The organism is Actinomadura sp. NPDC023710 (assembly GCF_040639875.1).
In the GTDB taxonomy this organism is placed as follows: domain Bacteria; phylum Actinomycetota; class Actinomycetes; order Streptosporangiales; family Streptosporangiaceae; genus Spirillospora; species Spirillospora citrea.
On record NZ_JBFAGB010000004.1, the window covers coordinates 249874 to 270812 of the forward strand.

Annotated in this window: 20 protein-coding genes; 9 read left to right on the top strand and 11 right to left on the bottom strand. The window is 72.5% G+C overall.

Features of this window, described 5'->3' with window-relative positions:
* Positions 1-82: 82 nt before the first annotated feature.
* Together AB0H37_RS06915 and AB0H37_RS06920 are read right to left on the bottom strand one after the other, a co-directional pair.
* Entirely contained in the window at positions 83-955 is an 873-nt protein-coding gene (locus AB0H37_RS06915; protein ID WP_179831807.1) for an NUDIX hydrolase, read from the bottom strand.
* Positions 948-3032: an RNA degradosome polyphosphate kinase gene (locus AB0H37_RS06920; protein WP_329096698.1), complete on the bottom strand. Its 2085-nt coding sequence runs from the start codon at positions 3030-3032 to the stop codon at positions 948-950. Before AB0H37_RS06920 ends, AB0H37_RS06915 begins: the two co-directional genes overlap by 8 nt.
* 197 nt (positions 3033-3229) lie before the next feature.
* Here AB0H37_RS06920 and AB0H37_RS06925 point away from each other — a divergent pair, with 197 nt between their 5' ends.
* The gene (locus AB0H37_RS06925; RefSeq protein ID WP_360611805.1) at positions 3230-4711 is read left to right on the top strand and encodes a pentapeptide repeat-containing protein; all 1482 of its coding nucleotides are present in this window, start codon (positions 3230-3232) and stop codon (positions 4709-4711) included.
* Positions 4712-4856: 145 nt separating this feature from the next.
* Positions 4857-5093: a hypothetical protein gene (locus AB0H37_RS06930; protein WP_258944924.1), complete on the top strand. Its 237-nt coding sequence runs from the start codon at positions 4857-4859 to the stop codon at positions 5091-5093.
* A gap of 67 nt (positions 5094-5160) precedes the next feature.
* Here the strand turns inward: AB0H37_RS06930 and AB0H37_RS06935 are convergent, their stop codons facing one another.
* Both AB0H37_RS06935 and AB0H37_RS06940 read right to left on the bottom strand, forming a co-directional pair.
* Entirely contained in the window at positions 5161-6315 is a 1155-nt protein-coding gene (locus AB0H37_RS06935) for a CU044_5270 family protein (protein ID WP_360611806.1), read from the bottom strand.
* Entirely contained in the window at positions 6312-6944 is a 633-nt protein-coding gene (locus AB0H37_RS06940) for a sigma-70 family RNA polymerase sigma factor (RefSeq protein WP_360611807.1), read from the bottom strand. The genes AB0H37_RS06935 and AB0H37_RS06940 overlap by 4 nt, the downstream gene beginning before the upstream one ends.
* Positions 6945-7157: 213 nt before the next feature.
* On the opposite strand from AB0H37_RS06940, the gene AB0H37_RS06945 reads away from it, so the two are divergent.
* A complete protein-coding gene (locus AB0H37_RS06945; protein ID WP_329096706.1) occupies positions 7158-8360 on the top strand; it encodes a SpoIIE family protein phosphatase in 1203 nt (400 codons plus the stop codon).
* The gene (locus AB0H37_RS06950; protein ID WP_329096709.1) at positions 8357-10036 is read left to right on the top strand and encodes an ATP-binding protein; all 1680 of its coding nucleotides are present in this window, start codon (positions 8357-8359) and stop codon (positions 10034-10036) included. Before AB0H37_RS06945 ends, AB0H37_RS06950 begins: the two co-directional genes overlap by 4 nt.
* A 144-nt stretch (positions 10037-10180) precedes the next feature.
* Here the strand turns inward: AB0H37_RS06950 and AB0H37_RS06955 are convergent, their stop codons facing one another.
* Positions 10181-11371, bottom strand: coding sequence for a PP2C family protein-serine/threonine phosphatase (locus AB0H37_RS06955; RefSeq protein ID WP_329096710.1), 1191 nt, complete (start codon positions 11369-11371; stop codon positions 10181-10183).
* 94 nt (positions 11372-11465) lie between these two features.
* Here AB0H37_RS06955 and AB0H37_RS06960 point away from each other — a divergent pair, with 94 nt between their 5' ends.
* From AB0H37_RS06960 to AB0H37_RS06970, 3 genes are all read left to right on the top strand, one after another.
* Complete coding sequence (locus tag AB0H37_RS06960) at positions 11466-11939, top strand: MarR family transcriptional regulator (RefSeq protein ID WP_360611808.1); 474 nt, start codon at positions 11466-11468, stop codon at positions 11937-11939.
* A 151-nt stretch (positions 11940-12090) separates the two neighbouring features.
* Positions 12091-12909 carry a L,D-transpeptidase gene (locus AB0H37_RS06965; RefSeq protein ID WP_329096712.1) on the top strand — a complete coding sequence of 273 codons (819 nt, stop codon included), beginning with the start codon at positions 12091-12093 and terminating at the stop codon, positions 12907-12909.
* 45 nt (positions 12910-12954) lie between these two features.
* Positions 12955-13611, top strand: a complete 657-nt coding sequence (locus AB0H37_RS06970) for a choice-of-anchor P family protein (RefSeq protein WP_329096713.1) — start codon at positions 12955-12957, stop codon at positions 13609-13611.
* 56 nt (positions 13612-13667) lie between these two features.
* Here the strand turns inward: AB0H37_RS06970 and AB0H37_RS06975 are convergent, their stop codons facing one another.
* The 3 genes from AB0H37_RS06975 to AB0H37_RS06985 all read right to left on the bottom strand — a co-directional run bounded on the left by AB0H37_RS06975 (position 13668) and on the right by AB0H37_RS06985 (position 15036).
* Positions 13668-14063: an ATP-binding protein gene (locus AB0H37_RS06975; RefSeq protein WP_229810190.1), complete on the bottom strand. Its 396-nt coding sequence runs from the start codon at positions 14061-14063 to the stop codon at positions 13668-13670.
* A 186-nt stretch (positions 14064-14249) separates the two neighbouring features.
* Positions 14250-14627 carry a hypothetical protein gene (locus AB0H37_RS06980; RefSeq protein ID WP_360611809.1) on the bottom strand — a complete coding sequence of 126 codons (378 nt, stop codon included), beginning with the start codon at positions 14625-14627 and terminating at the stop codon, positions 14250-14252.
* Between the two features lie 46 nt (positions 14628-14673).
* Complete coding sequence (locus tag AB0H37_RS06985; protein ID WP_360611810.1) at positions 14674-15036, bottom strand: DUF1801 domain-containing protein; 363 nt, start codon at positions 15034-15036, stop codon at positions 14674-14676.
* Between the two features lie 121 nt (positions 15037-15157).
* Between AB0H37_RS06985 and AB0H37_RS06990 the strand changes: the two genes are divergently transcribed.
* Positions 15158-15364, top strand: coding sequence for a cell division protein SepF (locus tag AB0H37_RS06990; RefSeq protein WP_179831795.1), 207 nt, complete (start codon positions 15158-15160; stop codon positions 15362-15364).
* A gap of 132 nt (positions 15365-15496) precedes the next feature.
* Positions 15497-18463, top strand: a complete 2967-nt coding sequence (locus AB0H37_RS06995; protein ID WP_360611811.1) for a DUF4132 domain-containing protein — start codon at positions 15497-15499, stop codon at positions 18461-18463.
* A gap of 66 nt (positions 18464-18529) precedes the next feature.
* On the opposite strand, the gene AB0H37_RS07000 is transcribed toward AB0H37_RS06995, so the two are convergent.
* Genes AB0H37_RS07000 through AB0H37_RS07010 form a run of 3 tightly spaced genes read right to left on the bottom strand, consistent with a single transcriptional unit; the run spans position 18530 to position 20881 of the window.
* Positions 18530-19684: an acyl-CoA dehydrogenase family protein gene (locus AB0H37_RS07000; protein WP_360611812.1), complete on the bottom strand. Its 1155-nt coding sequence runs from the start codon at positions 19682-19684 to the stop codon at positions 18530-18532.
* Positions 19684-20325 (bottom strand): carboxymuconolactone decarboxylase family protein, encoded by a 642-nt coding sequence (locus AB0H37_RS07005; protein ID WP_179831792.1) that lies wholly within the window; start codon positions 20323-20325, stop codon positions 19684-19686. Before AB0H37_RS07005 ends, AB0H37_RS07000 begins: the two co-directional genes overlap by 1 nt.
* Positions 20309-20881 carry a VOC family protein gene (locus AB0H37_RS07010; RefSeq protein ID WP_329096724.1) on the bottom strand — a complete coding sequence of 191 codons (573 nt, stop codon included), beginning with the start codon at positions 20879-20881 and terminating at the stop codon, positions 20309-20311. The genes AB0H37_RS07005 and AB0H37_RS07010 overlap by 17 nt, the downstream gene beginning before the upstream one ends.
* Between the last annotated feature and the right edge of the window lie 58 nt (positions 20882-20939).

Sequence of the window (20939 nt, forward strand, 5' to 3'; positions counted from 1 at the left end):
CGCGTGAGTCCCGGGTCCGGGCCTGCGCCGGACCAAAGGCCGCGCGGATCCGGGCCGCACAGGTTCAGCGACGCGGGCGTGCCTAGGACTCCGCCGTCCGGGGGGTGTGGCGTTCCAGGGCGGCCAGCGTGCCGTCGGCCAGGTGAACGGTCCAGAACTCGGCCTTGTCGAGGGTCGTGTCGTCCGGGACCTTCTCGCCCAGCTTCCGGCAGAGGCCGGCGATGAGCTCGGAGACGATCTCGCCGTGCGTGCTCACCAGCGCGGGCGTGCCCGCCATGGACAGCAGCCGCTCCACGGCCTGGTCGGGGTTGGTCTCGCCGACCGTGAACGCCGCTTCCGTCTCTACGGGCACGCGGACGCGCCGCGCGTAGGGCAGGACGGTCTCCAGGCAGCGCGCGGTCGCCGAACTCACAGTCCGCAGGGGCCCGTAGGAGAGCAGCAGCGCGGCGAGGTCCGCCGCCTCGGCGCGGCCGGCCTCGTCCAGCGGGCGCAGCTCGTCGGCCTCCCGCCACGCCCTCTTCTCCCCCGCCTGCGCGTGCCGCAGGATCACCAGCGGCGCGGTGTGGAGCGGCCCCCGCAGGAACTCGCGGAGCAGGTCGGCGTCGTGCCGGTAGCTGAGCCGGGCCTCGGCCTCCTCCGCCGGCAGCCACACCAGCTCGTCCACCTCCTCGTTGGGGGTGAACGCGCTCACGGCGACCGGGCGGGCGGCCCAGTACTCGACCCGCTTGGTCCGGGTACCGATCGGATAGGAGACGGTCGGCAGCCGCCGCCCGAGGCGGGGGACGACGCCGGTCTCCTCCTCGATCTCGCGGACGGCGGCGCGCAGCACGTGCTCGCCCGGGTCGACCTTGCCCTTGGGGAGCGACCAGTCGTCGTGGCGGGGGCGGTGGATCAGCGCGAACTCGGGGCCGTCCCGCCACAGCAGCGCCCCGGCGGCCCTGATGACGTCAGGCATCGATCGTCCTCCACCGGCGGCTCTTCACCAGGTGGGTCTGGATGTCCTGGAGGATCTCGCCGGGACGGGCCCGGCTGCGCGTCCAGGTGCCCTCCGAGTCCAGCGCCCAGGCGTGGGTGTCCTCCTCCATGGCCCGGTCCATCAGGGCGAGCAGGTCGTCGCGCTGGGGCCGGTCGTTGACGGTGACGAGGGCCTCGACGCGGCGGTCCAGGTTGCGGTGCATCAGGTCGGCGCTGCCGAGCCACACCTCCGGCTCGCCGCCGTTCTCGAACGCGAACACGCGGGAGTGCTCCAGGAACCGGCCGAGGACGCTGCGCACCCGGATCATGTCGGACAGGCCGGGCACGCCGGGACGCAGGGCGCAGATCCCGCGAACCCAGACGTCCACCGGTACCCCGGCCCGGGACGCCCGGTAGAGCGCGTCGATGATCACCTCGTCCACCAGGGCGTTGCACTTGATCCGGACGCGGGCGGGGTGCCCGGCCCGCCGGTTGTCGATCTCGTGCTCGATCCGCTGGACGAGCCCGGAGCGCAGGCTGTTCGGCGCGACGAGCAGCCGGTGGTAGGAGCTCTGCCGCGAGTAGCCGGTGAGGTGGTTGAACAGGGCGCTGACGTCCTCGCCGACCTCGGGGTCGGCGGTGAGCAGCCCGAAGTCCTCGTACAGGCGGGCGGTCTTCGGGTGGTAGTTGCCGGTGCCGATGTGGCAGTAGCGGCGCAGCTGGCCCTCGGACTCCTGCCGGACGATCAGCGCGAGCTTGCAGTGCGTCTTCAGCCCGACGAACCCGTAGACGACGTGGCAGCCGGCGGTCTCCAGCTTGCGCGCCCAGGCGATGTTGGCGCGCTCGTCGAACCGGGCCTTCAGCTCGACGACGACCACGACCTGCTTGCCGGCCTCGGCGGCGCTCATCAGCGCGTCCACGATCGGGGAGTCGCCGCTCGTCCGGTACAGCGTCTGCTTGATCGCCAGGACGCGCGGGTCGGTCGCGGCGTCCTCGATCAGCCGCTGCACGGTCGTGGTGAACGAGTCGTAGGGGTGGTGGACGAGGACGTCGCGCTCACGGATCGCGCTGAAGATGCTCGCGTCCTCGGGCAGCGCCTCCTTCGACGGGACGAAAGGGGGGTACCTCAGCTCCGGGCGGTCCAGGTCGGCGATGGCGGCGAGGCCGCCGAGGTCCAGCGGCCCGACGACGCGGTAGATCTGGCCCTCGTCCACCCCCAGCTCGGAGGTGAGCAGGTCCAGGACCCCCTCGGAGATCGACTCCTCGACCTCCAGCCGGACGACGGGGCCGAACCGGCGGCGCAGCAGCTCGCGTTCGAGCGCCTGCAGCAGGCCCTCGCTGATGTCGTCGTCGATCTCCAGGTCCTGGTTGCGGGTGACCCGGAACGCGTGGTGCTCGACGACCTCCATCCCGACGAACAGCTGCCCGAGGTGCGCGGCGATGACGTCCTCCAGCGGCGTGAACCGGTCGGGGGACGCCTCGAAGAAGCGCGGCAGCAGGGGCGGCACCTTCACCCGGGCGAACATCGTGGCGTCGGTCTCCGGGTCGCGGACGATCACCGCGAGGTTCAGCGACAGGCCCGAGATGTAGGGGAACGGGTGCGCGGAGTCGACGACGAGCGGGGTGAGCACGGGGTAGATCCGGTCGCGGAAGAGCCGCCGCAGCCGCTCCTGCTCGGTCTCGGCCAGCTCGTCCCAGCGCAGGAGGTCGATGCCCTCGTCTTCGAGCGCGGGCAGGATCTCCTTGCGGAAGCACGACGCGTGCCGCTGCATCAGCTCGTGCGCGACCGCGCCGGTGCGCGCCAGCACCTCGCGGGGCTGGCGGCCGCTCGCGGACTGGACGGCCAGGCCGGTCGCCATCCGGCGGGCGAGCCCGGCGACGCGGACCATGAAGAACTCGTCCAGGTTGCTGGAGAAGATGGACAGGAAGCGGACGCGTTCGAGCAGCGGCAGGCCCGGATCCTCGGCGAGCTCCAGGACGCGCTGGTTGAACCTCAGCCAGCTCTCCTCCCGGTCGAGGAAGCGGTCGTCGGGCAGCGCCTCGGTTTGTGGGGGGACATGTCCTGGGTTGACGGTCATGCCAGAATTTTCCCTGACTTAGGTTAACGAAAGTCGAACTTGCGGGTTCCATCGATGTATCTGATACGTCGATCATTCCCGCGGTTCACGCAGATCACTCCGTCCTTCCCTCCCCGCCGGGCGTGGCCGGGTGGTTGCAACGACCTGGCCACCGGGAGACCTTCACTGCGCGCCCCCGCGTGGGTAGAACGAAGACCGTGACTCCTCACGAGGCTTCGCCGCCCACGGTGTTCTGGCCGCGCTGCACCGCCGTCGACGGCTGCACCGGCCGGGCCGTGGTCGACCTGGGCGGCTGCCCCGCCCACCTGCGCCCCCGCGAGTTCGAGCGGTTCATGGGCTCGCTGCGCCCCGGCGCCGATCTCGACCTGCGCGGCGTCACCGTCCCGCCGTGGCTGCTGGACGGGGTGCTGGACGCCGCCACCGGGCCCGACGGGCGGCCCCACCTCGGCCGGACCCGGTTCGACGGGGCGGTGCTGCCCCCGGACGCGGGACTGCGCGGCTTCTGCGTCGAGGGCGACAGTTCGTTCGACGGCGCCCGCTTCCTCGGCGGCGCGTCGTTCTACGACGCGCGGTTCTTCGGCAACGTGTCGTTCCGGGGGGCGCGCTTCGGGCGCAACGTGTCCTTCCACGAGGCCCGGTTCCACCGGCACGCCTCCTTCGAGGAGGCCGTGTTCACCGGCGACGCCCTCTTCGGCGCGACGCGGTGGCACGCCGACGCCGCCTTCCGCGGCGCCGTGTTCATGGGCGCGGCCTGCTTCGACCGCGCGCGGTTCGGGCGGGACGCGGCGATGCAGGGGGCGTGCTTCCGCGGCGACGTGTCGTTCAAACGCGTCCAGGTGACGCGGCACGCCCGGTTCGAGCGGGCGCGGTTCCGGCACGGCGCCTGGCTCGGCCCGCTGGCGGCGGGCGGCCGGATCGCGCTGTCGGACGCGTCCGTGCACGGCGGGCTGCGGGTGCACGCGGCGGCGCGCCAGGTCATCGCCCGCGGCGCGATCGTCCACGGGGAGGCCGACTTCCGGCTCCGGCACGCCGAACTCGACCTGGAGGACGCGGTGTTCGGGGGCCCGGCCGCCGTCCGGGCGCTGGCCCACCCGATCCAGGGGCTCGCCGAGCCCGCCGGGACCGGCCCGTCCGGCGTCCGGCTGCTCTCGCTGCGCCGCGCCGACGCGACCCGGCTGCTGCTCGCCGACGTCGACCTCAGCGGCTGCGGCTTCCTCGGGCTGCGGCGCCCGGACGCCCTGCGGATCACGGGCGACTGCGCGTTCGCGACCGCGCCCGGACGGCGCAGGCCGCGGCCGTTGCGCCGCCGCGACCGTGCCGTCCTCGCCGAGGACCTCGCCGACGGCGCCGGCCACGACGACCGGCTGCACACCCTGTACCTGGCGCTGGCACGCGCCACGGCCGACTCCGACCACGACCGCCTCGCCCGCGACTTCCGTTACAGCGCGCTGGAGATGCGGCGGCACGGCGAGCGCGACCCGTGGCGCCGCGCCGGCCTGCACCTTCTGTGGATCACCTGCGGATACGGGCTGCGGGCCGGACGCGCCGTGGCCTGGCTCGCCGTCATCATCGCGCTGCTGTGCTGCGGCGCGTCATTGGTCCGCCACGACGACCGAACGCGCCACGACAACCGCATGGGGAGCGTCCGCGCCGCCCACCCGGGCGCCCGTAGCACATAGGCGCCCGGAAGCCCGCTAAAGGCGGGGGGTTGTTTTGTCAGACCCACGCGTAATGATTCTTGTTATGAGCAGAGACACCCATCCGGGGGTGCAGTGCCCGCACTGCCAATCGCATCTCGCGCTCGTCCCCGTGACTGGAAACCCCGTGTCCGGAAACTCCGCCGCCGCACCCGTCCCCGTCCTGCCGATCGTGGCGAAGGAGGAATGGCAGCCTCCGCCCGTCGCCGAGGTGCTCGCCGTTTACGCCGGCCGCGCCAAGGACACCGTGACCGCGGCGCGCGGCGCCGCCAAGGTCCGCGAAAGCCTGAACCGCGCCAAGGCGGCCGCCGCGGGCCGCAAAGCCGCACAGAAAACCGCGCGCCGCACTCCCAGAAGCGCCTGATCACAACCCGGCCACTAACGCCGGGAAGGGACGGCACCGCGCCGGCACCGTCCCTTCCGCAATGACGTCAGCGCGGCTTGGAATCGGTCCATTCGGCGCCGACCAGGGCGGTGGAGTTCATCGTCCGCCCCACCGGGACGCTCGCCCCGGCCGCCGGCGCCACCATGACGTTCCTGCTGGCCAGCGCGGTGCCCGACGCCAGATCAATGATCATTTCTTCCCGGATCACGCCCTGCGGCGTCTTCTCGTCCACCGCGATGGCGTTCCCCGTCCGCCCCTGCGAATCGGTGACCTTCCCGAGCGACCGCACTGCCGGGAGCCCCGCCAGCATCCGGAACGCGGCCGCCCGCACCCCCGGCTTCACCGGCATGTCCATCACCAGTCCGCGCGCCACGGTGTAGAGCCACCGGTCCGACGCCATCGGCCGGTTCGACTCGGTGTCGTGGCCCTTGTACCAGCGCAGCAGTTCGGCCTTGAGCCGCTTCGGGTCGGACGGCAGCGACCGCAGATCCTTCATGGTCACGTTCCGGCCCAGCCAGAACACCTTGTCGCCGTCGACCAGCGCGGAGCCGTTGAAACTGCGCGGACCGGGCGCCGTCTTCACCGTGAACCCCTTCAGGCGGCCCTTGCCGCCCGGCACCACGGGAATTTCGATCTTGAATGTGCCGGGCGACCCGGCACGCCGCCACGCTTCCTCGTCCTCCTTCGTCGCGGGCTTGGCCCCCAGTTCCTGCCCCGCGGCCCACGCCTTGCCGCCGGGCCTGCTCGGCGTCCAGCTCTCCGCCCTGCTCCTGACCGTGACGGCGTAGCGGCCGCCGCCCTTCCCGACCGTGTACGTGGAGGACGAGACCGTCACCTGGTGCCAGAAGGCCCGCATCGTCTCGGTCTGCCCGTCCGCCTTCTCGGCCGCCGCGAGCAGGACGGTCCGCGCGTCGAGAACCCGCTCGCCGCCTCCGCCCTGCCTGCCCGGCTCCGTCCCGTCCCCGCCGGGGGCGACGAAGACCGCCGCCGCGGCGACCGCACCCGCCGCGGCCACCCCGGCCAGCCCCAGCCCCCAGGCCGGCCGCACCCGCCGCCGCACGGGCGCGGCGCTCCCGGCCTCCGAACGCGGCGCCGCCATGGCCCGCGCCAGCTCGTCCCGCCGCACGCCCTCGTCCACCGGCGCCCCCGGGCCCATCTCCTCAGGCCTGGCATCCCGCAACACCCGCATCACATCCTTCATGCCGTCTCCTCCTTGATGAACCCGATCTGCGAACGTCCTCCCTGCGCCGCCGCGCCACCCGGCCCCGGTCTCGTGTCGGCCCGGGTGGGCGGGTGGGGCGGGTCCGGTCGGGCGCGTGCCGTCCGGGCGTCGGACTGCTCGTCCTCGGCCGCGCGGACCAGGCGGCGGCGCGCGCGGTGCAGGCGCACCCGCAGCGCCGCCGGCGAGCAGCCGACGACCCGGGCGGCCTCGCGCGGGGTCAGGCCCTGCCAGGCGATGAGGATCAGGATCTCCCTGTCCCCCTCGGGCAGCGCCGCCATCGCGCGCAGCACCGCGAGCCGCTCCGCCACGTCCTCGGCGACGTCGCCGGTCTGGCGCGGCGCCCACCGGCCGAGTTCGGCCGCGAACGACTCGCGGCGCACCCGCGCGCGGTGCCCGTCGCGCAGCACGTTCCGGGCGACGCCGAGCAGCCACGGCAGCGCCGGGTCCGGGACGTCGGCGAGGCGCCGCCACGCCACGGCGAAGGTCTCGCTCACCACCTCGTCCGCGACCTGGCCGCCGGCGCGGGCGGCGGCGTAGGCCCACACGCGCTGGCGGCACTCGTCGTAGATCGCGGTGAAGCGCTGTTCATCGGGGGCCTCGTCTGCCACCGCGTGCTCCTCCGTCCGTCCGTTCAGGTCATGTCACGAGGTAGTGGCGCGGGGGGCGGCATCGTTACCGGAAGGCGAGCAGGTTCCGCCGGGAGAGCGCCGTTTAGCCGCTCCGCGTGCCCCCAGGGCGCCCGATACCTCTAACATTTGCTCGATGACAAGGGCCTCCCACCTGACGTCGGCCCGGCCACGCCGGACAGAAGGAGCTGAGACATGGCCGCGATGCCCAGTCGCGGTGCGGAGCGGCTTCTCGGTGTCGCCGGTTCCCCGCACCTCCTTCTCGTCGAGGACGATCCCGGCGACGCGTTCCTGTTCGAGGAGCTGCTGACCGAGGCGCAGCCCGGCCTGCGGATCACCGTCGCGGCCACGCTCACCGAGGCCCTCGCCGCGCTGCGGTCCGACATCCAGTGCGTCATCGTCGACCTGTCCCTCCCGGACGCGCAGGGCCTCGACGCCCTCCACCAGGTGCGCGAGCACGCCCCGACCACCGCCGTCCTCGTGCTGACCGGCCTCGCCGACGCCCACGTCGGCGTCGCGGCCGTCGCCGCCGGCGCCCAGGACTACCTCGTCAAGCAGGACGCCGACGGCGCGCTGCTCACCCGGGCGATCAGCTACGCGATCGAGCGCAAGCGCGCCGACGAGTCCGAGCGGCAACTCGTCGAGGCGCGGGCCCTCAGCAGGGAGAACGCCCGGCTGGAACGCGGCCTGCTGCCCGTGCCGATCCTGCACGACCGGGCGCTGCGGCACCACACCCGCTACCGGCCTGGACGTGACCGCGCGCTGCTCGGCGGCGACTTCCACGACACCGTGGAGACCGCCGACGGCGCGGTGCACGCCGTGATCGGCGACGTGAGCGGGCACGGAGCGGACGAGGCGTCCCTCGGCGTCCGGCTCCGCATGGCATGGCGGACGCTCGTCCTCGCCGGGCACACGGGCTCGCGCCTCCTCGACACCCTCGACGCCGTACTGCAGCACGAGCGGTGGAGCGACGAGATCTTCACGACCGTCTGCATGGTGACGATCGCGCCCGACCGGCGCACCGCCCGGGTGCACCGGGCCGGGCATCCGTGCCCGCTGTTCTTCTCCCCGGGCGGCGTGGAGCCCCTCCCGGACGAGCCCCGGGGCCCGGCGCTCGGGCTGCTCCCGGGCGCCCGATGGCCCGCCGCCGACCTGGAGCTCGGCGACGAGTGGGGGCTGCTGCTCTACACCGACGGGCTGATCGAGGGGTCCGCCGGCGAGGACGGCGGGCACCTCGACGTGGACGGCCTGCTGCGACTCGCCCAGGCCGCGCACGAGGAGGGGAGGCACGGCGACGTGCTCGTCGACGGGCTCATCACGGAGGCCGAACGGCTGAACGGGGACGTCCTGGCCGACGACCTCGCTCTGCTGATGCTGAGCCGCGGGGACGACCGGTGACCGCCGCCACGCCCGCCGAGACCGGCGAGGAGCCGCGGGCCGCCGGACCGGGCGCCGTGCTGCCCGGCGCGCAGATCCCCGAGGGTCGGGGGATGGGCCGGGTCCGGCTCGTCCAGATCTACCGGATCGGCTCCGCCGTCCTCGGCGCCCTTCTGCTGGCCACGTTCGTGCAGGCCGGGATGGCGCTGTACGGCAACGAGCAGGCCCGCGACGTCCTGATCGAGCGCGTCGACCCGGCGACGCTGGAGCAGTTCCGGCTCTCCACCGCCGTGACCGGCCAGGACACCGCCATCCGCGCGTACGCCGAGGAGGGCGGGCGCGAGCACGTCGAGCAGTACCGGGCCGCCGTGCGCCAGGAGGCGGCGTCCGCCGCCCGCATGCGCCGCCTCCTCGCCGGGGTGCCCGGGCACGAGGAGGTCGACCGGCTCCTCGCCAGGGCGACCGCCGACTCGCGCGCCTGGCGGGCGGGGTTCGCCGACCGGGTCGCGGCCGGGCCCGGCGGTCAGGGCATCGACCGCGGTGAGAGCCGGCTGGCGAGCCGGCTGCTCGTGCAGGCGCGCGGCGACATGACGCCGCTCCAGACCGGCATCACCGCGCTGCACGACCGGGCCGCCGCGAAGCTGAACTCCCGCGCGAGGACCGCCCAGTGGTCCACGTTCGCCGCGCTCGCCATGGTCGTCGCCGCCGCGCTGCTGCTCGCCCTGCTGTTCCGCCGGACCGTGCTGACGCCGGTGTCGACCCTGACCGGACGCGTCCGCGCCGTCTCCGAGGGCGACTTCGGGCACCGCCTCGACGTCCCCGGCCCGGCGGAGATCAACGAGCTGGCGGCGATCATCGACGCGATGCGCGCCCGGATCATCGAGGAGTGGCGCACCAGCGAGGACAAGTCCCGCCGGCTCGACGAGCAGACCGAGGAGCTGCGCCGCTCCAACGGCGAACTGGAGCAGTTCGCCTACGTCGCGAGCCACGACCTGCAGGAACCGCTGCGCAAGGTCGCCAGCTTCTGCCAGATGCTCGAACGCCGGTACGGGGACCAGCTCGACGAGCGCGGGCGGCAGTACATCGCGTTCGCCGTGGACGGCGCCAAGCGCATGCAGGCCCTGATCAACGACCTGCTGAGCTTCTCCCGCGTCGGCCGGCTGTCGCGCCCCGAGGACTCCGTCGACCTGGACGAGGTCGTCCGGCAGGCGCTGGACAACCTCTCCACGCTGCGCGAGGAGACCGGCGCCGAGGTGGACGTGGCGGAGCTGCCCGACGTGCCCGGCGACCGCACCCAGCTGGTCCAGCTGTTCCAGAACCTCGTCGGCAACGCGATCAAGTTCCGCCGGGAGGGCGTGCCGCCGCGCGTCACCATCGACGTCCGCCGCACCGGGGACGAGTGGGAGTTCGGCTGCGCCGACAACGGCATCGGCATCGACCCCCGCTACGCCGACCGGATCTTCCTCATCTTCCAGCGGCTGCACTCGCGCGAGGAGTACACCGGCACGGGGATCGGCCTGGCGCTGTGCAAGAAGATCGTCGAGTACCACGGCGGCCGCATCTGGCTCGCCGCCGACGAGCACGCCGAGCCGGACACGGTCACGCCCGGGACCACGTTCCGGTGGACGCTGCCGGCACAGCCGTCGACCGGCACTGAAGAAGGTGCCGGAGAGGGCACCGGAGATCCGGACGACTGAGCACCCCGGGTGAGCTGGTCCGGAGCCCGGCGAGGGCCTCCTGATCCCCGTCCCCCACCACCGCGCCCGTGTCCCCCGACCCGGGCGAGGACGGACCGTTCGGCTTCGGCGTTCGCCGGATCGACGGCTGCGTCGGCAGGATCGTCAGGCGTCCTCACCGGCCGCGTCGGCCTTGCCGGCGTCCGGGTCCCGTCCCGTCCAGTCGACGCACACGACCACGGCGTCGTCGGCCGGCTCGGTGCCCTCGTGAAATTCGACGTAGTGGCGGACCATGGTGCGGACGGCCTCGGGCGGATCCTGCAGCCGGGTGGCGCGCATCGCCTGGGGCAGCCCGGCGTCCCCGTACATGACCCCGGCGGGCGACCGGGCGGCGTGCACCCCGTCGCTGACGATGACCAGGCGGTCGCCTGGCTCGACGGCGAACTCCTGGGGCACGTAGCGGGTGTCGCCGAACATCCCGAGCGGCATCTGCGCCACGAAACCGATCTGCTCCGTCGCGCCGCCCCGCATCCGGCTGATCCTCGGTGAGCCCGCGTCGATGGCCCGGACCCGCCCGTCGGCGAGGTCGAACTCCAGCAGCAGCGCGTCCACGAGCCGCTCGCCCCGGTGCCGTCCGAACACCGCCTCGTCGGCGAGCTCGGCCTGCTCGACGATGTCGCCGCCGGACCGGCGCGCGTTGCGCAGGGCACTGATCGCCAGATGGGTGAGCTCCGCCGACTCGGTGCCCGACCCCATCCCGTTGCTGACGGTCAGCGTGAACCGCTCGCCGGACGTGGCCCAGTCGAACGCGTCGCCCCACACCGCGTACGCGGGCTCCAGCTGGCCCGCGAAACCGAGCTCGGACGCCTGGTAGGCGGGCGCGGGCAGCAGATCCCACTGCATCTCGGCGGCCAGGGTCAGCCGCGTCCGCCGTCGCAGGCGCCGGTACCGGTCGGTGGCCTGGTCGGCGATCTTGAGGGCGCGGGCGAGCACGCCCGCGAAGTCGTCCAGCCAGGGCGGCCCGCCGTCCGGAAGCCGCACCGACAGGATCCCGATCCGCTCCCCCTTCACGGTCAGCGGCAGGTGGGTGAGCCCTTCCCCGTCCTCCCGGACGATCCGCTGCGACGCGAACGCCCGGCCGGGCGGGGTGTTGTCCACGGGGACGTCGTCACCGGCGGCGAGCGTCCGGACGAGGTACGCCTGCCGGTAGTCGATCATCAGGACCTCGGTGTCCGCACCGCCGGCGTGCCGGCCGAGGACGGCGGCCGCGACGGCGATCACCTCGTTCGGCGGGGCCGCCCAGATCGCCTTCCTGGCGGCCTCGAACGGCCCGTTCTCCCCGGGTGCACCGTGCATCTCGATCCTCGCCTCGTCGCGCACGGTCCCGGCGGCCGGCGGACCCGCAGGTCCCGGGATGCCGTGGGCGACGTCGTGTGTAACAGTGGAGGGCATGGTGGCCACGTCGGGTGAGGACGCCGCGGAATCCGCGGCTGCGCTCGATGATGCGGCCGCCACCCTGTTGAACGTGTGGTCGCGCGCCCACAATGCCCCGGATGTCCCTATTCCGTCCACGCAACTGCGTGCGCTGTTCGTCCTGGAGCGGGGGCCCGTCAACATCAGCAGCCTGGCGGGCGAACTCGGCGCGCTGGTCTCGTCGGCGAGCCGGCTGTGCGACCGGCTGGAGGCCGCCGGGCTGCTGACGCGCGACCCGGGGCGCGACCGGCGCCAGGTCACCGTCCGGCTGAGCACCGACGGTCAGGCGCTCCTCGACCGGCTCCGGCTGCGGCGGCGCGAGGACCTCACCCGCGTGCTGGCCGAGATGCCGGCCGCCGCGCAGGCCGCGCTGCTGTGGGGGCTCGCCGAGTTCCACGAGGCGGCCACCCGTCCCGGCGACGACGGCGGTTCCCTCTCCATGCTCGCGTGAACCGTCCATTGAATCCGTTTTCCCCGAAAAGTCGTGACGCTCCGCAAAGTGTCTTCTAAATAGAGAATTATCTACATTTACGACGGCGGCCTCCGGAGCGTTTTCGCCATTCTCGATACGGCCGCCCTCACCACTACTAACATCCCCGCTCATGGCGACCATACGTGCCCCTCGGCATTCCCTGCGTGCCGCCACCGCGGGCGGGATCACCGCTGCCCTGCTCCTTTCCGCCGCCGGCTGCGGCGGCTCCTCCTCCGGGCACGGCGCGGCGTCGGCCGGAACCAGGGGCGGGGCCAAGGGCGGAAACGCCGCGGCCGCCAAGGTCCCCGAGGCCACGACCTTCACGACCGTCACCGGCGCCCCGGCGGACACCACGCCCGACGGCGCCACCGACGGCCTCGTCGTGCACCCGACCAGCCCGGCGCCGGTGTTCGACCGTCCGGCCGGCCACCGCTTCGCCACCCTTCCGACCACCGAACTCGACGGCCCCACGTGGGTGCCCGTCGTGGAGACCTCCGGCGACTGGCGGAGAGTGCTCCTGCCGAGCCGTCCCAACGGGGCGACCGGGTGGGTTCCCGGCACCGCGCTGAAGACCGCGCGCACGCCCTACACCGTCCGCGTCGACCTCACCCGCAGGCGGCTCGTCCTGGAGAGGTCCGCGCGCCCGGTGGGGCGCTGGCCGGTCGCGGTCGGCGACGTCCGGACCCCGACGCCGACCGGCCGGACGTTCGTCATGGCGACGCTCGCCCCGGCCAAGAAGACGCCCAGTCCCATCGTCCTGCCGCTCGGTACCCACTCGGCGACCCTCGACACCTTCGGCGGCGGTCCCGGCACCGTCGCACTCCACGGCTGGCCCGACACCTCGGTGTTCGGCCAGGCCGTCACGCACGGCTGCGTGCGCGTGCCCGCGGACGCGCTGAAGGCGCTGTCCCGGGTGCCGCTCGGTTCCCTGGTGTTCATCTCGGCCTGACCGGCCGGCACCACTCCCAGCTCACACCAGAATCGGAGTACGTTCATGCGTCACATCCATGCCGCCAGACGTTTCGCCACGGCCGGGCTGCTGGCCACCGGCCTCGCCGCGGCCGCCGCCCCGGCGCCGGCGTTCGCCGCCGCCCCCGGCAGCGAGGGCTCGGCGTACGGGCTGACCGTGACCGGGCCGCTCGCCGTCCCGCCGGTGCCCGCCGTCTCCTCCAGCACCGGCCGGGTCAGCAAGAGCCTGCTCCGCGAGGACCGCACCAAGCTGGTCAAGGCGTCCGCGCTGGACGTCGACGCCTCCGCCGCCCGCGCCCGCTCGGCCGTCGCGCACCTGTCCGTCCCGTCCGCCAAACTGCTGGCCGACGCGGTCACCGCCAAGTGCACCGCCGGGAAGGGCGGCGCCCACCTCGCCCGCGCCACGCTCGCCGGTAAGCGTCTGGACTCCACCCCGCCGCCGAACACCACCGTCCCCGTCGACGTGGACGGCCTCGGCCGGACGGCCCTGGTCCTCAACAAGCAGCAGCGCATGGCCGACGGCCGCCTCGCCGTCACCGCCATGGAACTGGCCCTGCCCGGCAAGAAGGGCGCCATCCGGGTCGCGTCCGCCACCTGCGGCAAGGCCGCCGGCCCCGCGCACGGCCCCGCCGAGGCGCCCGCGCCGACCCCGGTCGAGCACGACCTGCCGGTCACCGGCTGACCGCTCCCGAGAGCCGCGGCCCGGCGGGCACCCGCCCGCCGGGCCGTTCCATGCCGTCAGCTCGCCAGCGACTTCTCGAAGTGCACGATCGACCCGTTCCGGTGAGCGCGCCCGGCGATCTGAACCCCCTCCGTGAAAGCCCGCATCAGCCGAAGCCCCCGCCCGTGCTCGGCCAGCGGCGGCGCCTCCACGCGCTCCCACGCCGCGGCCCCGTCCGCCCCGTCCACCGTGCCCCCGTCGATGACGTCCACGACGCACCGCGCGCCGTCCATCCGCGCCCGGACCTCGTACTCCATTCCGGCCGCGGCATGCTGAATGACGTTCGCGCACGCCTCGCCCAGGGCGAGCGCGATATCGGCACGGATCTCGGAACCCACTCCGAGCCCGCGGAGAGAGGCGTCGAGCGTGTGCCGCACCAGCGGAGCGCTCTCTGCGTTCCTCGGCAGGGTCATTTCAAGAACGACCTCCATGCCAATCGCCTCCGTTCCCTCTAGCACACAGATTTCCCAGCGCTAACCGAGAGAAACTTTTTTGTGCTTATTGCAGCGCTCTCCTCCGGCCGGCGCATGGGTTGTCGCGGGGCCCGGTCACCGGGGTGGAGACATCACCGTGGAGGGTGCGCCCCTCCTCACTGGGGCTTACTCGTCCATGTCGCCCGCCAGGTGGCGGGCGGCCGCGGCCTGGTTCTCGTCCAGGCCCTGGTAGTCGCTGCGGCGGTTCTGTTCGGCCTGGTCGTCTATCCACTTGCCGTGCGCTTCCCAGGCGGCCTGCTTGCTGACGCCCATCGCGCCCCCGATCTGGGCCCAGGAGGCGCCCGCGCGGCGGGCCGAGCGGACGGCGAGCTGCCGTCCGTAGACCGCCTTCCTCGCGATCACCTCCCCCAGCGCGAGGAGTTCGAGGACCTCCTCGCGCCGGAGCGGCGGTTCCCCGACGGCGTCCCGGACCCACAACTCGTCGTACCGGGCCGCCGCAGTCGTCAGCGTGACGTCTCGCTCGATCCCATCTGGAGTGACCATGATGCGAGTGTGTTCGTCAAGTGGTCCTGACGTCAAGCATCCTTGACTACTTTTCCAGGGCGCGTGCCTGCTCCACCCATCCGGTGAACAGGTCGGCGTCGACGTCGTCCAGGTCGCGCAGCTTCACACCGGCCATCTGCCTGGACATGGACTCCAGGCGGTCGGAGCCGCCCTCGATCAACTGGCCCTTCCAGAAGCCGAACGTCACATGCTTGGGGTACGCCTTGAGGAAGCAGACCGGCTTCTGTCCCGGCTTGTCCCCGATGCTCCAGGTCGGCTGGCCGTGCCACAGCGCGGGCTCGATCTCGGGCATCGCCTCACCGACCACCGCGAGCGCCTTCTCCAGGACGTCCCGCAGCCCCTCCGGCACGTCCGCCACGTACTGCTGAACATTCGCGTGCTTACCCATGTCGATCCCCTCTCGTCACGAACGCGTCGCTCGGCGGACGGGCGGATCGACAATCGGGAGAGATTTCTTGCCTGTGGCGTGGGTCACTTGACCCTGCGGAGGCGCCGGGCAGACTGGGGCCGTGGTCAAGTCGCTGCGTCCCCAGAACTACAACGAGGTCCTGTACGTCGGGCACTTCTTCCGCAAGGGCGTGCCCGTGCTCATGGACCTGACGGACCTTCCGGACGGCGACGCCAAACGCCTCGTCGACTTCGCCACCGGCCTGGTCTTCGGCCGCGGCGGCGCCCTCGACCGCGTCGACCGAAAACTCTTCCTCCTCCAGCCGTGAGAGCCGGATGCGCGCGGGGGGCGGTCGATCCGCCCGCGTCGAGGTGGCGGTCGGCGTGATGGCGGTTCATGTGCGCGAATTCCGTTCCGCGCTTCCCTGATTCTGTCGGGCGACGACACTATTCTGCCCCGCATGCCCCAGAACGAGGATCTTCTCGTCATTCCTGATGATTGGCGTGCCGCACTCCATCCACGTCGCGGTGGGACGCACGGACCTTCGCTCGAACTCGACACCGGCGCCGTCCACGCCGTCCAGCAGTGGGTGAAGGAGACGCGCGACGAGATCGACCATCTGCTCGACGACCCGCAGAGCCTCCGAGACCTGGTCGGTCCCGCCCGCGCGCACCTGCGGGGCGAGGCGAACCCTCAGGGCGCCGCCGTGATCGCGGCCGGCCTCGCCGCGGAGTGGCCGTTCAGGGACGACTACGCCTACGGCGAGGAGCCGTTCGCCACCTTCGCGGACGCGTGGATCGCCGAGCACGGCCTGGTGTTCGCCGCCGCGGCCACGGTCGAACTCAGCGGCGTCTTCGTCGACGGCTACGCCTGGGAGGAGCGGGAGGACGGGCGCCATTTCCGGCTCCGCCGTCTGGACAAGCAGGACCCCGGTTACAACCGCGGTCTGGATTGCCTCGAACTGGTCGCGGCTCGGGTTCGCGGCTTCCTCGCGGCCGCCGACGAGTCGGAGTACCGGCAGGCGGTCGACGCGCTGGGCGAGCGCCGCCGTGACGGCATGCGGCGCCTGGCCGCCGCGTACCTGGTGCCGACGCAGACCGCGTGGGTCGACGAACTCTGCGCCTCCCTGCCCCGGTTGCAGCCGCATACCTGGATGATGGTGCTGCGCACGATGGGGTCGGCCGACCATCTCGCCACACTGCTCACCGGGGAGAGCGGGTGGTACTGGCTCAACGGCAGACCGGGCGTGCTCCCCACGGCCGTCGAGGGCGTCGGTCCCGCGCTGGCCCCGACGCTGGCCACCGTCGCCGAGGAGGAGACCGAGACCGGCCGCGACCCCTACGAGTTGCTGCGGGCACTCGGTGTGCTGGCCACGGACGAGGCATTCCGGCTTCTGGTGGACCGCCTCGACCGGCCGCACGCGCACAAGGCCGTGATCGAGACGGCGCGCCACTTTCCCCGGCGGGCGCTGCGGCTGCTCGGCGAGGCGGCCGCGTCGGGGCCGTCGCCGATCTCCTCCTACGCCGTCCGGCTGCTACGCGACCATGTGGCGGCCGGCCCCGGCCTCGTCGCCGCTGTTCTGCCGCGGCTGTCCGCGCCGGCCCGCGCGGTCGTCGAGTCGATCGACGAGTCGGCCGCCCGCTGGGCGCCGGAGGCCGCGGCGGAGTCCCTGCCGAGGCTGCTGGTCGAACCACCGTGGACACGGGAGCGTCCCCAGTTCAAGCGGGTGGCCGTCAGGGGCCTCGAACCGCTGACCGCCGGGAAGCCGGAGTCGGAGGGGCGGGCGGAGATCCGTGCCCTCATTCCCGCCGCGCTGGGAAAGACCGGGCCGCAGCGTTTCAAGGCGGAGGCGGCTCTTCGGCGCATCGCCGGGGCCGAAGGCGACGAAGGAATCCTCGAAGTGGCCGGTGAGTACGGCGCCAAGGCCGCGAAGGCCGCCAAGGCGCTGCTCGCCGCCGACCCCTTGGACGACCTTCCGGCGGAGATGCCGCGGCGGCCGGTCTGGCAGGATCCGTACCTCCTCCCCCAAGTGCTCCTTCGGGAGAACGGCCGGGCTCTTCCCGCCCACGCGGTCGACCACATCGTCACCATGCTCTCCATCTCCAAGCCGGACAAGCCGTACGCGGGCATCGACGTCGTCAGGGAGATCTGCACCCCCGCCTCCCTCGCCGCACTCGCCTGGCGGCTGTTCGAGTTGTCGGGCCTGCGCGAGCAGAGTTACGCCGCAGATGACTGCTCCTGGGTGCTGACGGCCCTGGGGCTGTTCGGCGACGACGAGACGGTGCGCAGGTTCACGCCGGTGATCCAGGCCTGGCCGGGCGACGGCGGCCACAGCAAGGCGGTCAAGGGCCTGGACGTCCTGCTCGCGATCGGCGGCGACGTGGCCCTGATGCACCTCCACGACACGGCCACCAAGGTCAGGTACAAGGGCCTCAGAGGGAAGGCGCAGGAGCGGATCGACGTCCTGGCCGAGGATCTCGGGTTGAGCCCCGATCAGCTCGGCGACCGGCTCGTTCCCGACTTCGGGCTGGACGAGCGGGGGGAGATGTTCCTCGACTACGGCCCGCGCGGCTTCACCGCGGGCTTCGACGAGCGGCTCCGACCCTACGTCGTCGACGACACCGGTCAGCGTCGCGCCGCCCTGCCCAAGCCGGGGGTCCGCGACCACCAGGAGCTGGCCCCGGCCGCCCACCGGCAGTTCGCCGCCCTGAAGAAGGACGTCCGGACCGTGGCGGACGAGCGGCTCCGGCGCTTCGAGCGAGCCATGATCGTGCAGCACCGGTGGAGCGTCCAGGAGTTCCGGACCCTCATCGTCGATCATCCACTGGTGCGCCACATCGCCCGGCGGCTGGTGTGGATCACTGAGGAGGGCCGCGCGTTCCGTCTCGCCGAGGACAGGTCGTTCGCCGACCTCCAGGACGACGAGCTGACTCTGGCCGAGACGGCCCGGGTGGGGGTGGCCCACCCGCTCCACCTGTCCCGCGACCTGGAGGCGTGGGCCGAGGTGTTCGACGCCTACGAGATCAACCAGCCCTTCCCGCAACTGGGCCGTCCCACGTACGCGCTGACCGAGGAGGAGCGCGCGGGCACCGAACTGGGACGCTTCCACGACGTCACGGTGCCGGTCGGCAGGCTGGTCGGCATGGAGAGGCGCGGATGGCGGCGGGGCAGCGCCGAGGACAACGGCATCCAGGTCAGCGTCCTCCGGGAGCTGCCCGGCGGCCGAGCCCTCGTCATCAGCGTCGATCCGGGCATCGTCGTCGGTGACATCGGCCACTGGCCCGAACAGCGAATCGACCGCGTCCGGCTCGACCAGGGCGCCGACCTCGGTCGGCGGGCCGGGCCCCGGCCCCTGCGGTTCTCCGAACTGGACGCGATCACCGCCTCCGAAGTCCTCGCCGACCTCGCCGAACTGACGGCCACCTGATCGCCGGTACGGCCTGGACCCGCCCGATCGGGCGACCGGACGTGGGCGGGGTGAGGCCGGTTCTTCCTAGCCGAATTGTTTGAGGATGCGTTTGGCGGTGCTCTGGATGTGGACTTCGTCCGGGCCGTCGTAGATGCGGGCCTCGCGGGCGTGGCGGTACATGCGGGAGAGGGGGGTGTCGTCGGTGAGGCCGGCGGCGCCGTGGGTCTGGATGGCGCGGTCGATGACGTTGTGCAGCATGCGGGCGCCGACGACCTTGATGGCGCCGATCTCGATGCGGGCCTGGTCGCCCGCGTCGATCTGCTCGGCGGCCTGGAGGGTGAGCATGCGGGCGGACTGGATCTCGGTGTAGGAGTCGAAGACGTGCTGCTGCATCAGCTGCTTCGCCGAGAGGGGCTCGCCGAACGCGACGCGGGAGCCCAGGCGTGCGCACATCAGCTCGAAGGCGCGCTGGGCCTGGCCCAGCCAGCGCATGCAGTGGAAGATGCGGCCGGGCCCGAGGCGCTCCTGCGCGATGACGAAGCCGTGGCCGCGCGGGCCGAGGAGGTTGTCCGCGGGGACCCGGACGTCGTTGTAGGCGACCTCGTAGTGGCCGCCGTTCAGGCCGAGGACGGGCGTCTCCCGGACGATCTCGTAGCCGGGCGTGTCCGTCGGGACGATGATCATGCTGAACGAGCGGTGCGGGGACGCGCCCTCGGGCTCCGTCCGGCACATGACCGTGGTGTAGGCGGCCTCGCCGGCGCCGGTGGTGAACCACTTGCGGCCGCTGATGACCCAGTGGTCGCCGTCCAGGACGGCCTTCGTCTGGAGCTGGGTGGGGTCGGAGCCGGCGTGGGCGGGCTCGGTCATCGCGAAGCTGGGGGAGACCTCGCCGGCGACCATCGGGGCGAGGTAGCGGTCGCGCCACCGGGGGCTCGCGTACTTGTGCAGCATGAGCGAGTCCTGGAGGGTGAACGTGCCGAGGGCGAGCTGCCCCCACTCGCTGCGTCCCTGCACCTCGTTGATGTAGACGTAGTCGAGGAACGGCATGCCGCCGCCGCCCAGCTCGGCGGGGTGGCCGAGCGCCCAGAGTCCCTCGTCCTTCGCCTCCTGGCGCAGTTTCAGCAGTTTCTCGCGGTCGCCCGCGTTCAGGGCGGGCTCGGCCGGTTCGACGCGTTCGGTCATGAAGGCGTGGACGGCGTCGCGGACGTCCCGGACACGATCGGGCACGGGGAACAGCATCAGCCCTCCCCGGTGAGGTCGGCGGAGATGTCGCGATCGCCGTACCCCTCGGGCGCCGCGACCTCGACGATCGGTTCGGGACGGTCGTCGAACTCCAGCCGCAGGGCCCGGGACATCGTCGCGTGCATGTCGTACATGCAGGTGATGTAGGTGAGCTGGAGGATCTCCTTGTCGGGGAGGTGCTTCCGCAGCACCTCGAAGACGGCGTCGGGGACGCGGCCGCCGTCCAGGACGAGGCAGTCGGTGTAGGCGAGGACGGCGCGTTCGAGGGGCGCGTAGCAGTCGGCCGTCTGCCAGTGCGGGATGGACTCGATCTTCTCTTCGGGCATGCCGAGGGCCCGCATCTGCTTGCAGTGCTGGGAGAAGACGAACTGGCTGCCGCGCGCCCACCCGGCCCGGCACTGGCCGAGCTCGCGCAGGACCGGGTCGAGGTCGGCGCCCCGGTACAGGGCGAAGCCTCGGACGGCGTGCCGGAACACGTCCGGGGACTGGGCGAACACCGTCCACCAGTCGCCCGGCGAGCCGGTCGCGGTGCCGTGGTCGACGGCCGGGTCGCGGTCGGGCGCGAAGAGGTGGTCGTAGAAGAAGAGGATCTGCTCGTCGGTGACCTCGGCGCGGGGGACCTCACGCAGTCGCGGCATGCCTGTCCTTCCCGGCGGTCCGGTCGGCGGCGGTCTTCGGTTCGTGGGAGACGTCGGAGGCGTCGAACGTGCGCGTCCAGCAGGCGAATTCGAGGAGGATCCCGTCCGGGTCCTGGAAGTAGAACGACCGGACGAAGACGCCGTCGTGCACCTCGCCGGAGACGCCCAGCGGGCTGTCGTCGTGGTTGAGGACGGGGCTGACGGTGACGCCCTTGTCCTTGAGCCGCCGCCGGTACTCGTCGAACTTGTCGGTCGGGACGTGGAACGCGACGTGGTTCATCGATCCGACGGCGCTGAGCAGTTCGCCCTGCTCGGGCCGCCCCTTGGGAGCGGAGACCCCGGGGACGCCGTCCGGCGCGTCCGGGAACCAGAAGAACGCGACGCAGTCGCCGCCGCCGCAGTCGAAGAAGAAGTGCTGCCCCATGCCGCCCGGCAGGTCGATGGTCTTGATCAGGGGCATGCCGAGGACGCCGGAGTAGAAGTCGACCGTGCGTCTCATGTCCGACGACACCAGCGCCAGATGGTTGATGCCGCCGAGCTCGAACTCGGTGTTCATGGAACCTCCTTGCGGCGGGAGTGCGCCACGGAAGTTGACTTGACAGTCATATCAACTT

What these genes read in the sequence shown, in the direction of transcription:
- AB0H37_RS06915 (WP_179831807.1), bottom strand. Translation starts at nt 955, where the DNA reads ATGCCTGACGTCATCAGGGCCGCCGGGGCGCTGCTGTGGCGGGACGGC.
- AB0H37_RS06920 (WP_329096698.1), bottom strand. Translation starts at nt 3,032, where the DNA reads ATGACCGTCAACCCAGGACATGTCCCCCCACAAACCGAGGCGCTGCCC.
- AB0H37_RS06935 (WP_360611806.1), bottom strand. Translation starts at nt 6,315, where the DNA reads ATGAAGGATGTGATGCGGGTGTTGCGGGATGCCAGGCCTGAGGAGATG.
- AB0H37_RS06945 (WP_329096706.1), top strand. Translation starts at nt 7,158, where the DNA reads ATGGCCGCGATGCCCAGTCGCGGTGCGGAGCGGCTTCTCGGTGTCGCC.
- AB0H37_RS06955 (WP_329096710.1), bottom strand. Translation starts at nt 11,371, where the DNA reads ATGCACGGTGCACCCGGGGAGAACGGGCCGTTCGAGGCCGCCAGGAAG.
- AB0H37_RS06960 (WP_360611808.1), top strand. Translation starts at nt 11,466, where the DNA reads ATGGTGGCCACGTCGGGTGAGGACGCCGCGGAATCCGCGGCTGCGCTC.
- AB0H37_RS06965 (WP_329096712.1), top strand. Translation starts at nt 12,091, where the DNA reads ATGGCGACCATACGTGCCCCTCGGCATTCCCTGCGTGCCGCCACCGCG.
- AB0H37_RS06970 (WP_329096713.1), top strand. Translation starts at nt 12,955, where the DNA reads ATGCGTCACATCCATGCCGCCAGACGTTTCGCCACGGCCGGGCTGCTG.
- AB0H37_RS06975 (WP_229810190.1), bottom strand. Translation starts at nt 14,063, where the DNA reads ATGACCCTGCCGAGGAACGCAGAGAGCGCTCCGCTGGTGCGGCACACG.
- AB0H37_RS06980 (WP_360611809.1), bottom strand. Translation starts at nt 14,627, where the DNA reads ATGGTCACTCCAGATGGGATCGAGCGAGACGTCACGCTGACGACTGCG.
- AB0H37_RS06985 (WP_360611810.1), bottom strand. Translation starts at nt 15,036, where the DNA reads ATGGGTAAGCACGCGAATGTTCAGCAGTACGTGGCGGACGTGCCGGAG.
- AB0H37_RS06995 (WP_360611811.1), top strand. Translation starts at nt 15,497, where the DNA reads ATGCCCCAGAACGAGGATCTTCTCGTCATTCCTGATGATTGGCGTGCC.
- AB0H37_RS07000 (WP_360611812.1), bottom strand. Translation starts at nt 19,684, where the DNA reads ATGCTGTTCCCCGTGCCCGATCGTGTCCGGGACGTCCGCGACGCCGTC.
- AB0H37_RS07005 (WP_179831792.1), bottom strand. Translation starts at nt 20,325, where the DNA reads ATGCCGCGACTGCGTGAGGTCCCCCGCGCCGAGGTCACCGACGAGCAG.
- AB0H37_RS07010 (WP_329096724.1), bottom strand. Translation starts at nt 20,881, where the DNA reads ATGAACACCGAGTTCGAGCTCGGCGGCATCAACCATCTGGCGCTGGTG.